A 12535-nucleotide genomic window follows, 5' to 3' on the forward strand; every position below is an offset into this window, starting at 1 on the left:
GATTGCAAGCCTGTCCTGTATGCCGATGTCCGTCAGCATCCGTCCTGCGCAGCGCGACGACGTCGCTGCCATTGTCGCCATGCTCGCCGACGATCATCTCGGCCGGGCGCGCGAGCGCCTCGAGCAGCCGTTGCCGCAGTCCTACTACGACGCGTTCGAGACGATCGCGCGGGATGGGAACATCACCCTGATCGTTGCCGAGGAGGCGGGCCGGGTGGTCGGCTGCCTGCAACTCTGCATCCTGCCCGGGCTCAGCTCGCAAGGCGCGTCGCGCGCGCTGGTCGAGGATGTTCGGGTCGCCACCGACCGCCGCAGCCGCGGCATCGGCGAGCAGCTGCTGCAATGGGCGATCGCCGAGGCGCGCAAGCAGCGCTGCAATCTGGTCGAGCTGATGACGCATCAAAGCCGCACCGACGCGCAACGCTTCTACGGGCGGCTCGGCTTCGCCAAGAGCCATTTCGGCATGGTGATGCGGTTCTGATCAGCGCGGCAGGCGGTAGGCCGCGACGGCGTTCGGGCCGAACGCCTTGTCGCGGATGTCCGAGCCGAGCTGTGTCAGGCAGCGCTCGAGCGCCTGCTTGATTTCACGGTAGCTGCCGGCGAGCAGGCAGACCGGCCAGTCCGAGCCGAAGATCAGCCTGTCGGCGCCGAAGCAGCGCGCCACATGTGTCACGTACGGCTGCAGCCGCTCCGCGTCCCAGTCGGTCCAGACGGCTTCCGTGGCGAGCCCCGACACCTTGCACCAGACATTGCTGCAAGCCGCGAGCTCGGCGATGCGATCGGCCCAGTCCTGATCGAAGCCGGTTGCGATCGGCGGCTTGGCGGCGTGGTCCAGCACGAAGCGCGCTCTTGGAAAGGCGCGCACCGTCGCAATCGCCGCTGGCAGCTCTCGCGTGCGCACCAGCAGATCGTACGTCAGGTCGTGCGCGAACACGCTGTCGAGGCCGCGCCTGACGTCGCCGCGAAAGATCCACGCCGGATCGGCCTCGTCATGGACCTGGTGGCGGATGCCGACCAGCCTGTCGCCGCCGGGCAGGCCGCGCAGCCGGTCGATCGTCGACCCTACCGACGGATCGCTCAGGTCGACCCAGCCGACGACCCCGCCGACGAATGGCGTCGCATGGGCGATGCGCAGGAATTCCTCGGTCTCGTCGAGCGACGAGCGGGTCTGCACCAGGATGCTGGCGTCGAGAGCGTTCTCGGCCAGCAGCGGGGCGAGGTCGGCGGGACCGAACGGACGGCGGATCGGCGCCAGCGCGTCGCCGGCCATCCACGGATAGTCGGCGCGACCGGGATCCCAGAAGTGCTGATGCGCATCGATGACACGGCTCATGGCGCGTCTCCCGGCAGCGGCGCCCGGGCATCGACGAGATTGCTGGCACGCAGGTCGCGCCAGAAGGCGGGCGGGATCGGAGCTTGCGCCATCGCGATGTTATCGGCCGCCTCCTGCGCATTGCGGGCGCCCTGCAGGCCGACGGTCACGGCGGGATGGGCCAGGCAGAACTGGATCGCGGCAGCCTTGAGCTCGGTGCCGTGCTGTCTGCACAGCGCATCGAGCTGGCGCGCCCGCGCCACCAGCGCGGCATCGGCATCTTCGTAGTTGAACTTCGCCGGCCCGTGAGGGTTGGCGAGAATGCCGCTGTTGTAGATGCCGCCGAGAATGATGGCGATGTTGTTCTCGCGGCAGATCGGAAAGAGCGTCGTCAGCGCGCCCTGGTCGAGCAGCGTGTAACGGCCCGCCAGGAGAAAGCAGTCGACCGGAACGGCCTGCGCAAAGCGCGTCAGCATCTCCGACTGGTTCATGCCGGCGCCGATCGCCCGGATGCTGCCGTCGTCGCGCAGCCGCTGCAGCGCGCGAAAGGCGCCGGCCACGGCCTCGTCATAGTGATCGTCGGGATCGTGCACGAGCAGGATGTCGATGCGATCGAGGCCGAGCCGGACCAGGCTCTCCTCGACCGAACGCATCACGCCGTCATAGGAGTAATCGAACCGCGGCCGCAGCGGCGGCGTGCCCTTGTAGTGCGGATCGTCGCCCGAGGCGGTCGGGTCCGGCCGCAGCAGCCGGCCGACCTTGGTCGAGATCACATAGCTGTCGCGCGGCTGCCGGCGCAGAAATGCACCGAGCCTCTGCTCGGCGAGGCCGAAGCCGTAGAGCGGCGCGGTGTCGTAGAAGCGCACGCCGCGCGCCCACGCCGCGGCGATCGTGGCTTCGGCATCGCCGTCGCTGACCGGTTCGAAAAGACCGCCGAGCGGCGCCGTCCCGAGACCGAGTCGGGTGATGTCGAGCGGGCTCCTCCCGAGACGGACGCGTTCCATTCTTCTATCCTTGTTGTTCGGCGCGTGCAGATCGCGTCATTGTGCATGGATGCGTTCGACGAAACAATGACGTCGCATGGTGCAGTACAACGAGGAGGAGGGGACGATGTCGGCGATCAATCCACTGACGGCCTTCGGTGTCGTGCTGGCGACGGCAGCCACCGACGCGGTCTACGTCATGTTCACGTCGGCGGTCGTTGCCAAGCGACGGCTGTCAGCGGCGACCTGGAGCTCGATCTGGTACATGCTGTCGTCATTCGCGGTGATCAGCTACACGGAGAACTGGATCTACGTCGCATTCGCGGCGGTCGGCTCCTGGATCGGCGCCTACGGCTCGATGACCTTCCTGCATCGTCCGCCGGCCGGTCAGGCACCGGTCGGCGCCGCGCCGGAATGAATTGCATTCGCTTGCATGCCAGCACGACCGCGTGAACGCAGACAGGCGGCGCGCGAAGTTCCTTGACGCGGAACGACCCTTCCCGTATTCACGCCAGCGGGACACCTCCCCCCAACGGGAGGCTTACTATCTGGAAGGATAGACGATGACTGCAGCGAAACCATCGCAGCGGCCTGCCGTGCCGCACTTCTCCTCCGGCCCCTGCGCCAAGCGCCCCGGATGGACCTCCGAAAACCTCAAAGACGCTCCCCTCGGCCGCTCGCATCGCGCGAAGATTGGCAAGGCGAAGCTCAAGCAGGCCATCGAGCTGACGCGCGACGTCCTCGAAGTGCCCGCCGACTACAAGATCGGCATCGTGCCCGCGTCCGACACCGGCGCGGTCGAGATGGCGCTGTGGTCGCTGCTCGGTGCGCGGCCTGTCACCACGATCGCCTGGGAATCCTTCGGTGAGGGCTGGGTCAGCGACATCGTCAAGGAGCTCAAGCTCAAGGATGTCACCAAGCTGCACGCCGGCTATGGCGAGATCCCGGATCTGTCCAAGGTCGATCCGGCCAGTGACGTCGTCTTCACCTGGAACGGCACCACGTCAGGCGTGCGCGTGCCGAATGCCGACTGGATCAGCGCGAGCCGGGAAGGCCTGACGATCTGCGACGCCACCTCGGCCGCATTCGCGCAAGCCCTCGATTGGCCGAAGCTCGACGTCGTCACGTTCTCCTGGCAGAAGGCGCTCGGCGGCGAGGCCGCGCATGGCATGCTCATCCTCTCGCCGCGCGCGGTGGCGCGTCTCGAGACCTACAAGCCAGCCTGGCCGCTGCCGAAGATCTTCCGCCTCACCAAGGGCGGCAAGCTCAACGCCGGCATTTTCGAGGGCGAGACCATCAACACGCCCTCGATGCTGTGCGTCGAGGACTATCTGGACGCGCTGAACTGGGGCAAGTCGATCGGCGGCCTCAGGGCGCTGATCGCCCGCGCCGACGCCAACACCAAGGTCCTCGCCGACTGGAAGGCGCGGACGCCGTGGATCGACTTTCTCGCCCAGGATCCCGCCATCCGCTCCAACACCTCGGTGTGCCTCAAGGTCGTCGATCCCGCGATCACATCGCTTTCGGCCGATGCCCAGGCGGAGTTCGCCAAGAAGCTGGTGTCGCTGGTCGAGAAGGAGAACGCCGGCTTCGACTTCGCGCACTATCGTGATGCACCGGCGGGGCTGCGCATCTGGTGCGGCGCGACGGTGGAAGCCAACGACGTCGCGCTGCTGACGCAGTGGATCGACTGGGCGTTCGCCGAAGCCAAGGCCGCGCTGCCGAAGGCGGCGTGACGCACGCTCTTCGTGCCGTCATTGCGAGCGCAGCGAAGCAATCCAGGGCCACGAAGAAAGTCTGGATTGCTTCGTCGCTCCGCTCCTCGCAATGACGAAATTCAAGACGCGTAGGGTGGGCAAAGGCGCGAAGCGCCGTGCCCACCATCAACGTCAACCGACGCGAAAGACCGGTGGGCACGCTGCGCTTGGCCCACCCTACGATTCGATTGCTTCCACCCATTCCGGCGCCGATGCGCTGTCCCTCTCTCGCGAGAGGCGTGAAGGAACATCGTCATGTCCAAACCCAAAGTTCTCATTTCCGACGCACTTTCCCCGGCTGCCGTGCAGATCTTCAAGGATCGCGGCATCGAGGTCGACTTCCAGCCCAATCTCGGCAAGGACAAGGACAAGCTCGCCGACATCATCGGCGACTATGACGGCCTTGCGATCCGCTCCGCGACCAAGGCCACGGCCAAGATCATCGAGCGTGCCAAGCGGCTCAAGGTGATCGGCCGCGCCGGCATCGGGGTCGACAATGTCGAAATCCCCGCGGCGACCGCCAAGGGCATCATCGTGATGAATACGCCGTTCGGCAATTCGATCACGACCGCCGAGCACGCGATCACGATGATGCTGTCGCTGGCGCGCGAGATTCCGCAGGCGGACGCCTCGACCCAGGCCGGCAAGTGGGAGAAGAACCGCTTCATGGGCGTCGAGATCACCGGCAAGACGCTGGGCGTGATCGGCTGCGGCAATATCGGCTCGATCGTCTGCGACCGCGCGCAGGGCCTGCGCATGAAGGTGATCGGCTTCGATCCGTTCCTCACCGAGGAGCGCGCCCTCGATCTCGGCGTCGAGAAGGTCGAGCTCGAGGAGCTGCTGAAGCGCGCCGACTTCATCACGTTGCATACGCCGCTCACCGACAAGACCCGCAACATCATCGATGCCGCGGCGATCGCCAAGATGAAGCAGGGCGTGCGCATCATCAATTGCGCGCGCGGCGGCCTGGTCGACGAGCAGGCGCTGCTCGAGGCCCTCAACAGCAAGCATGTCGCGGGCGCGGCCCTCGACGTGTTCGCCGAGGAGCCGGCGACCAGCAATCCGCTGTTCGGCCATGCCAACGTGATCTGCACGCCGCATCTCGGCGCCTCGACCACGGAAGCGCAGGAGAACGTCGCGCTGCAGATCGCCGAGCAGATGTCGGACTACCTGCTCACCGGCGCGATCTCGAACGCGATCAACTTCCCGTCGATCACCGCGGAAGAAGCGCCCAAGCTGACGCCGTTCATCGCGCTCGCCGAGAAACTCGGCTCGTTCGCGGGCCAGCTCACCGAAAGCAGCATCACCAAGATCCAGATCACCTATGAAGGCCACGTCGCCGAGATGAAGACCCGGGCGCTGACCTCGGCGGTGCTGGCCGGGCTGCTGCGGCCGATGCTGGGCGAGGTCAACGTCGTGTCGGCGCCGGTGATCGCCAAGGAGCGCGGCATGATCGTCGACGAGGTGCTGCGCGCCGGCGAGAGCGACTATGAGAGCCTGATCACGGTCGCGGTCACCACCGAGCATCAGGAGCGCGCGGTGTCGGGCACGGTCTACGCCGACGGCAAGCCGCGCCTCGTCGACATCAAGGGGATCCGTGTCGACGCCGAGTTCGGCAAGTCGATGATCTACGTCACCAACGAGGATAAGCCGGGCTTCATCGGCAAGTTCGCAAGCCTCCTAGGCGACGCGAAGATCAACATCGCGACCTTCCATCTCGGCCGTGTCGCGCCGGGAAGCGACGCGATCGCGCTGGTCGAGGTCGACGGTGCGGTGCCGGCGGATCTGCTCGCCAAGATCCAGGCATTGCCGCAGGTCAAGCAGGCCAAGGCGCTGGCGTTCTGATTGCCTGGCCGTATCGGCCGAGCAAAGAAGGCAACGCGGCGTTCCGGCCGCGCTGCCTTTTTGCATTCTCGACTGCATTCGAATGATCGCCTTTCCCCGGGGGCTTCAATTGAACCGGGCTATCTCTCGTCGCGTCTAAAGCCGGGCAAGGGACCGGCTGGTCCGGTCCTGCGGGTGCTGGAAGTGCGGAGGGAGCGATGACGATGCGAACAATATGTCTGGCGACCACGGGGCTCGTTCTAGGCGCGGCCCTGACGGCAGCCCCCGGCCATGCCGCAAACCTGGATGCGAGCTCGACCGTCGATGCCGTCACCGTCTATCCGGACGGCGCGACCGTAACCCGCATCATCTCGCTCGATCTTCCCGCCGGTGACACGACGGCGATCGCCAGGGACTTTCCGCTCGGGCTCGATGTCGCCTCGCTGCGGGTGGAGGGCGAGGCCGGGGCCAAGCTCATGATCGGCTCCGTCGATGCCAAGCCGCCGCGTGCGGTGCCGCCGGGCAACCTGCCCGAGATCGACCGGCGCATCGAGGCCTTGAAGGACGAGCGCGCCAACATCGACGGCGCGATTGCCGCGGCGCTCGCCCGCAAGAAATTCGTCGAGCGGTTTGCGGACGGATCGACCGCGGCGTTGCGGGACAAGGGCGAAGCACGCCCGATTGCGGAATGGCGCACCGCGTTCGCGGCCGTCGGCGAAGAGGTCGGCCAGGCCGATGCGACCATTCGCGAAGCCGAGCGCAAGCAGCGCGACCTGGATCGCGAGATCGCCCGCCTGCAAGCCGATCGCGCGGCTAAGCCGCCGAGCCGGCTGGAAGTCCAGGTCGAGCTGTCGGCTGCGGTCGCAACCAGGGCGACCTTGCGCGTGACCTACGTCGTCCGCAACGCCCGCTGGGTGCCGGTGTACGACGCCCGTCTCGATACCTCGGCAAAGGATCGCAAGTCCGCATTGGAGCTGGTGCGTCGTGCGGAGATTCAGCAGAGCACGGGTGAGGACTGGTCGGACGTCGCCCTCGCGGTCTCGACGGTCCGCACCGATCGCGGCAGCAGCGCGCCGGAACTCAGGACGATGATCGCGCAATATCCGCCGACGGTGCAACTCGGGACATTGTCCGACAGGGCCATGAGGCGCGTGGCCGAACTGCCGGCACCGGCACCGGAGGCTGCAAAGCGCGCCGAGGAGCGTGAGACGACGGTCGAGATCAGCGCCTTCCAGACCGTCTTCCGCGTGCCCGGACGCGTCAGCGTCGCCGCCAATGAGGGCGCGAAGAGCCTGCGCATCTCGACGGCGACGATCACGCCGGAGCTCGTCATTCGTACGGCCCCGGTCGTCGATCCCACCGCCTATATCGAGGCGAGCTTCGTGCTGGGCGATGACGCTCCGCTGCTGCCGGGCAAGGTCTCGATCTATCGCGACGGCATGTTCGTCGGCACTAGCAGATTGGCGTCGGCCGGCAAGGACGAGGTCGTTCATGTCGGCTTCGGGGCCGACGACAAGGTCAAAGTCGAGCGCAGTGTCGTCAAACGGAACGAAGGTTCGGCCGGTCTGATCGTGACGACGGCGAAGATCGACGAGCGCGCCTTCAAAACCACGGTCCGCAACGCGCATGATTTCCCGATCAAGGTCGCGATCCAGGATCAACTGCCGGTCAGCGAGAACGAGGAGATCACGGTTGAGATGCTTCCCGCGACCACGCCGCCGGCCTCGACCAACGTCCGCGACCGGCGTGGTGTCGTCGAATGGGTGATCGACGCCAGACCCGGCGAGGCCAAGGATATCGCCTTCGCCTGGCGTGTGCGCTGGCCGAAGGACAAGTCGATCGTGTTGCAGCCGTCGGGCTGATTGCCCGGCGTGGGATCGGCGCCGTTTGATCCATGACAAGCCGCCCGGTCCCGGCCCTGTTATGCGCGAGTGGGACCCCGTTCGATCACGTCCTGTCCGGCCGTGATCGATCTCGACCGAGAGCGCCGACATGGAATCCGACCCGAACACCCGCAAGCAGGCCGTCGCCGTCGGCTACATCTTCCTCGCCGGCGTCGGCATGCTGCTGCTGCAATGGCTTCTGACGACCTACAACACGGTCGAGACGATTCCCTATAGCCAGTTCGAGCAGCTGATCGAGCAGGGCAAGATCTCCGAGGTGTCGGTCAGCCAGGACACCATCCAGGGCAAGTTCAAGGACAAGCAGTCCGACGGCAAGACGTCGTTCATCACCGCGCGCGTCGATCCGCCGCTGGCCGCGAAGCTTGCCGCAAAGGGCGTGACGGTGACTGGTGTGCCCTCGGGCGGGCTGATTCAGGCGCTGCTGTCCTGGGTCGTGCCGGCGCTGATGTTCTATCTCATCTGGGTGTTCCTCGGCCGCAAGGTGATGGATCGCCAGGGCTTCGGCGGTCTGATGTCGATCGGCAAGTCGCGCGCCAAGGTCTATGTCGAGACCGACACCAAGGTCACCTTTGCCGATGTCGCCGGTGTCGACGAGGCCAAGTTCGAGCTGCAGGAGGTGGTGCAGTTCCTGAAGGATCCGAAGAGCTATGGCCGGCTCGGCGCACACGTGCCCAAGGGCATCCTGCTGGTTGGCCCGCCCGGCACCGGCAAGACCCTGCTCGCCCGCGCGGTAGCGGGCGAAGCGGGTGTGGCGTTCTTCTCGATCTCCGGATCCGAGTTCGTGGAGATGTTCGTCGGCGTCGGCGCTGCCCGCGTGCGCGATTTGTTCGAGCAGGCCCGCAAGGCCGCGCCTTGCATCATCTTCATCGATGAGCTCGACGCGCTTGGCCGCAGCCGAAGCGTCGGCGGCCAGTTTGGCGGCTACGACGAGAAGGAGCAGACGCTCAATCAATTGCTGGCGGAGCTCGACGGCTTCGACCCAAGCTCCGGCGTCATCCTGCTCGCCGCGACAAACCGGCCGGAGATCCTCGATCCCGCGCTCATGCGCGCCGGCCGCTTCGATCGCCAGGTGCTGGTCGACCGCCCTGACAGGGGCGGGCGGCTCGCAATCCTCAAGGTGCATGTCCGCAAGATCACGGTCGCCGACAGCGTCGATCTCGACAAGGTCGCGGCACTGACGACCGGCTTCACCGGCGCCGACCTCGCCAACCTGATCAACGAGGCCGCGATCGCGGCGACCCGCCGCAAGGGCCACGAGGTGACGTTCGACGATTTCACGATGGCGATCGAGCGCATCGTCGCCGGCATCGAGAAGAAGAGCCGCGTGCTCAGTCCCGCCGAGCGCCGCCGTGTCGCCTATCACGAGATGGGTCACGCGCTGGTCGCGGCCAATCTCGTCGGCGTCGATCCGGTGCAGAAGGTCTCGATCATTCCGCGCGGCGTCGGCGCGCTCGGCTACACGATGCAGCGCCCGACCGAGGATCGCTTCCTGCTCGCGGTCAGCGAGTTGAAGAACCGCATCGCCGTGCTGATGGGCGGACGGGCTTCCGAGCAGTTGATCTTCGATGGCGATGTCTCGACCGGCGCCGCCGACGATCTGCAGCGCGCGACCGAGATCGCGATCGAGATGGTCACCAAATACGGGATGGATGCGACCGTCGGGCAGCGCACCTACGCGCCGCGTCCACAGGTGTCGTTCCTGCAGCCACAGGATCAGATCGTGTCGGCCGCGGAGGAGACCGGGCGCGAGATCGACCTCGCCGTCCGGGATCTGATTGCAGACGGCGATGCCCGTGCCAGGGCGATTCTCGAAAGCCATCGCCCGGACCTCGAGCGCGGCGTCGCGCTCCTGATTGCCAAGGAGACGCTGACCGCCGATGAGTTCGCGCCGTTGCGGCCGGCCTCCGCTGCGGTCCCGGTCCGGGATGCCGTTGCCCCGAGCTGATCCGGGATTCTACGGAGGGCGTTCGCAACCGAACTCTAACCATCGCCTGATCAGTTAACCAGCGGCTCACCTTGACAGATCGAGGTCGTCGATCGGGGACCGGGCGGAGTTCGTTGCGTGCTGCTGAACAACCTGAAGATTGCCCCCAAGCTCGCCATCGTCGTCGGCGTGGCGATGCTGGGCCTTGCCGCGGCCGGTACGTTTGCCGGCACTCTGATGCAAAAGGAGATGGTCAATGCCCGCATCGAACAGTGCCGGGCGATCGTCGAGACCGCGCGTAACATGGCCCTCGGCCTCATCAAGGATGTCGAAGCCGGCAAATTGACGAAGGAGGCCGCGCTCGACGAGTTCGTCAATCGCGGGAGAACGATGACCTTCGACAAGGGCACGGGCTATCTGTTCGCCTATACGATGGACGGCAATGTGGTGCTGTCCCAGGATCCGAAGCAGCGCGGCTCGAACGTGATCGATTTCGAGCTCAACGGCCGTAAGCTCGTCGTCGAGCTGCGCGACGGCGTTGCCAAGGATGGCGAAGTCACCTTGCACTACGAATACCTGCGCCCCGGCCAGGAGCAGCCGACCCGCAAGATCTCCTATGCCGTGATGATTCCCGGTTGGAATACGTTCGTGGGCACCGGCGTCTATGTTGACGATCTCGACGCGAAGATGAAGCCGCTGAAGTGGCTGATCTGGGTGGCCTGCGCAGGCATCGCGGTCGTCGCCGGCGGGATCGCCTGGCTGATCAGCCGCAGCATCAGCGTGCCGCTCGATCGTCTCGGCGTCCGCATGCGCGAGATCGCCGATGGCCGGCTCGAGGGCGAGATTCCCGGTGTCGGCCGCGGCGACGAGATCGGCGGGATGGCCTCCACTGTCCAGATCTTCAAGGACAACGCGCTGCGGATGCGCGAGCTCGAGCAGGCCGAGGCCGCCACCCAGCAGCGTGCGGCCGCCGAACGGACCGCGGCCATGCAGAATTTGGCCGCCGACTTCGAGCGCAGCGTCAACGGCATCGTCCGCTCGGTGGCGTCGGCGGCCGAGGGCATGCAGCACACCGCGCAATCGATGACCTCGACCGCGAGCGATGCCAGCTCGCGCGCCTCGACCGTCAGCGCCGCCACCCAGAGCGCCAATGACAATGTCGGCACGGTCGCGGCCGCGGCCGAAGAGCTGTCGAGCTCGGTCAATGAGATTTCGCGCCAGGTCGCCCGTTCCAGCGAGATTGCGAGCAAAGCCGTGGGCGATGCGGAGCGCACCAATGCCACCGTTCAGGTGCTGTCGACCGGCGCCGAGAAGATCGGCGAGGTCGTCAAGCTGATCCACTCGATCGCGGCGCAGACCAACCTGCTGGCGCTGAACGCCACCATCGAAGCCGCGCGCGCCGGCGAGTCCGGCAAGGGCTTTGCCGTCGTCGCCTCGGAGGTGAAGGCACTCGCCAACCAGACGGCGAAGGCGACCGAGGAGATTTCGGCGCAGGTCGCGGCGATGCAGACCTCGACCCAGGATGCGGTCACCGCCATCAGCGGCATCACCCAGACCATTGCGCAGATGAGCGAGATCACCAATTCGATCTCGACCTCGATCGCCCAGCAGGGCGACGCGACGCGCGAGATCGCGCGCAACATCCAGTCGGTCGCCGCCGGCTCGAACGAGATCAGCGCGCACATCGGCGGCGTGACCAAGGCGGCGGAAGCGACAGGCATGGCTGCCGCCGAAGTGCTGTCGAGCGCACGTGAGCTCGACAGCCAGTCGAGCCTGCTGCAGCGGGCCGTCGATGGCTTCATGGCGAAGGTGCGCACGGCCTAGTCGCAGCGGTGATGGACCGGGCCTGGCCTTGAAAGCACGGCGTGAGCTTGCAGGCGCTCACGCGACCTTGGTGCGGCCGGTGCGGGAGGCGATGATCACGCCGGCGATGACCAGCGCGTAGCCGATCAGATGAAACGGCTTCAGCTCCTCGCCGAGCAGCAGGATCGCCAGCACCGAGCCGAACAGCGGCACCAGATGCAGAAACGGCGCGGCGCGGTTCGGCCCGATCAGGCCGATGCCGCGATTGAAGAACAGATAGGCGAGCGTCGAGGCGAACACCACGACGTAGCCGAGGGTCAGGAGCGATAACAGATCGAGCTGCAGCACGAAGCCGGACGCGTATTCCCACGCGGCCAGCGGCAGCAGCAGCAGGGCGCCCAAGGCCGTGCAGCACGAGATCAGCGACAGCTGGTGCACGGCCGGCCGCCGCGTCATGACCGCCGAGTAGATCCCGAACACCAGCAGCGCCCCGGCGAACATCAAGTCACCGCGGTTGAACTGAATGGCGGCCAATGCGCCGAGGTCTCCGCGCAGCAAAATGACCAGCACGCCGGTCAAGGATATCGCGATGCCGGCGAACTGCGCCGCCGTCAGCCTGACCCCGAACAGCACGAGCGACCATAGCGCTACGAACAGGGGGGCCGAGGATTGGATCAGCAGCCCGTTGAGCGCCTGGGTGTACTGCATCGCCCAGTAGGACAGCGCATTGTTGATGGCGAAGCCGGTCAGCGCCAGCACCAGCAGCAGCGGCCAGCTGGCCAGCAAGGTACGCCAGTCGCGTACGAGATGCGTCCGCGCGAACGGCCACAGCATCAGGAAAGTTCCGATCCAGCGGATGCAGGACAGGGTCAGCGGCGGCACGTGCCCGGCGACATAGCGCGCCAGCACGATGTTGCCGGCCCAGAACAGCGAGGCCAGCGTCAGAAGCAGATAGGGCTGGTTGTTGAGCCAGGCCAGCGGCGAGGTCGGATGCGATGCGGTGGGCAAGGAATCGGCTTCTCTTGTTG

Annotated in this window: 10 protein-coding genes; 7 read left to right on the forward strand and 3 right to left on the reverse strand. The window is 66.3% G+C overall.

The features are described 5' to 3' along the window. Positions 1-25 precede the first annotated feature (25 nt). Positions 26-481, forward strand: coding sequence for a GNAT family N-acetyltransferase (locus QX041_RS21820; RefSeq protein WP_315714125.1), 456 nt, complete (start codon positions 26-28; stop codon positions 479-481). Here QX041_RS21820 and QX041_RS21825 read toward each other — a convergent pair whose 3' ends face one another. Both QX041_RS21825 and QX041_RS21830 read right to left on the reverse strand, forming a co-directional pair. Next, positions 482-1333, reverse strand: a complete 852-nt coding sequence (locus QX041_RS21825) for an amidohydrolase family protein (protein WP_315714126.1) — start codon at positions 1331-1333, stop codon at positions 482-484. Then, on the reverse strand, positions 1330-2316 hold the full coding sequence (locus tag QX041_RS21830; RefSeq protein WP_315714127.1) for an aldo/keto reductase: 987 nt from the start codon (positions 2314-2316) through the stop codon (positions 1330-1332). Before QX041_RS21830 ends, QX041_RS21825 begins: the two co-directional genes overlap by 4 nt. Positions 2317-2422: 106 nt before the next feature. Between QX041_RS21830 and QX041_RS21835 the strand changes: the two genes are divergently transcribed. From QX041_RS21835 to QX041_RS21860, 6 genes are all read left to right on the forward strand, one after another. Continuing rightward, on the forward strand, positions 2423-2713 hold the full coding sequence (locus QX041_RS21835) for a hypothetical protein (RefSeq protein WP_315714383.1): 291 nt from the start codon (positions 2423-2425) through the stop codon (positions 2711-2713). A 145-nt stretch (positions 2714-2858) separates the two neighbouring features. After that, positions 2859-4031 carry a phosphoserine transaminase gene (locus tag QX041_RS21840; protein WP_315714128.1) on the forward strand — a complete coding sequence of 391 codons (1173 nt, stop codon included), beginning with the start codon at positions 2859-2861 and terminating at the stop codon, positions 4029-4031. A gap of 276 nt (positions 4032-4307) precedes the next feature. Beyond that, positions 4308-5897 carry a phosphoglycerate dehydrogenase gene (gene serA / locus QX041_RS21845; protein WP_316166520.1) on the forward strand — a complete coding sequence of 530 codons (1590 nt, stop codon included), beginning with the start codon at positions 4308-4310 and terminating at the stop codon, positions 5895-5897. A 197-nt stretch (positions 5898-6094) separates the two neighbouring features. Then, the gene (locus QX041_RS21850; RefSeq protein WP_316166522.1) at positions 6095-7738 is read left to right on the forward strand and encodes a mucoidy inhibitor MuiA family protein; all 1644 of its coding nucleotides are present in this window, start codon (positions 6095-6097) and stop codon (positions 7736-7738) included. 130 nt (positions 7739-7868) lie between these two features. Continuing rightward, positions 7869-9725, forward strand: coding sequence for an ATP-dependent zinc metalloprotease FtsH (ftsH, locus tag QX041_RS21855; protein ID WP_315714130.1), 1857 nt, complete (start codon positions 7869-7871; stop codon positions 9723-9725). A gap of 117 nt (positions 9726-9842) precedes the next feature. Beyond that, complete coding sequence (locus QX041_RS21860; RefSeq protein ID WP_316166523.1) at positions 9843-11528, forward strand: methyl-accepting chemotaxis protein; 1686 nt, start codon at positions 9843-9845, stop codon at positions 11526-11528. Positions 11529-11585: 57 nt separating this feature from the next. On the opposite strand, the gene QX041_RS21865 is transcribed toward QX041_RS21860, so the two are convergent. Beyond that, complete coding sequence (locus tag QX041_RS21865) at positions 11586-12515, reverse strand: DMT family transporter (protein ID WP_315750076.1); 930 nt, start codon at positions 12513-12515, stop codon at positions 11586-11588. Between the last annotated feature and the right edge of the window lie 20 nt (positions 12516-12535).

Origin of the sequence: Bradyrhizobium sp. SZCCHNRI2009 (assembly GCF_032485115.1) — a bacterium.
GTDB lineage: Bacteria > Pseudomonadota > Alphaproteobacteria > Rhizobiales > Xanthobacteraceae > Bradyrhizobium.

Excerpts from the sequence above, each read along its gene's own strand:
- QX041_RS21820 (WP_315714125.1), top strand. The coding sequence starts at position 26 with ATGTCCGTCAGCATCCGTCCTGCGCAGCGCGACGACGTCGCTGCCATT.
- QX041_RS21825 (WP_315714126.1), bottom strand. The coding sequence starts at position 1,333 with ATGAGCCGTGTCATCGATGCGCATCAGCACTTCTGGGATCCCGGTCGC.
- QX041_RS21830 (WP_315714127.1), bottom strand. The coding sequence starts at position 2,316 with ATGGAACGCGTCCGTCTCGGGAGGAGCCCGCTCGACATCACCCGACTC.
- QX041_RS21835 (WP_315714383.1), top strand. The coding sequence starts at position 2,423 with ATGTCGGCGATCAATCCACTGACGGCCTTCGGTGTCGTGCTGGCGACG.
- QX041_RS21840 (WP_315714128.1), top strand. The coding sequence starts at position 2,859 with ATGACTGCAGCGAAACCATCGCAGCGGCCTGCCGTGCCGCACTTCTCC.
- serA (WP_316166520.1), top strand. The coding sequence starts at position 4,308 with ATGTCCAAACCCAAAGTTCTCATTTCCGACGCACTTTCCCCGGCTGCC.
- QX041_RS21850 (WP_316166522.1), top strand. The coding sequence starts at position 6,095 with ATGACGATGCGAACAATATGTCTGGCGACCACGGGGCTCGTTCTAGGC.
- ftsH (WP_315714130.1), top strand. The coding sequence starts at position 7,869 with ATGGAATCCGACCCGAACACCCGCAAGCAGGCCGTCGCCGTCGGCTAC.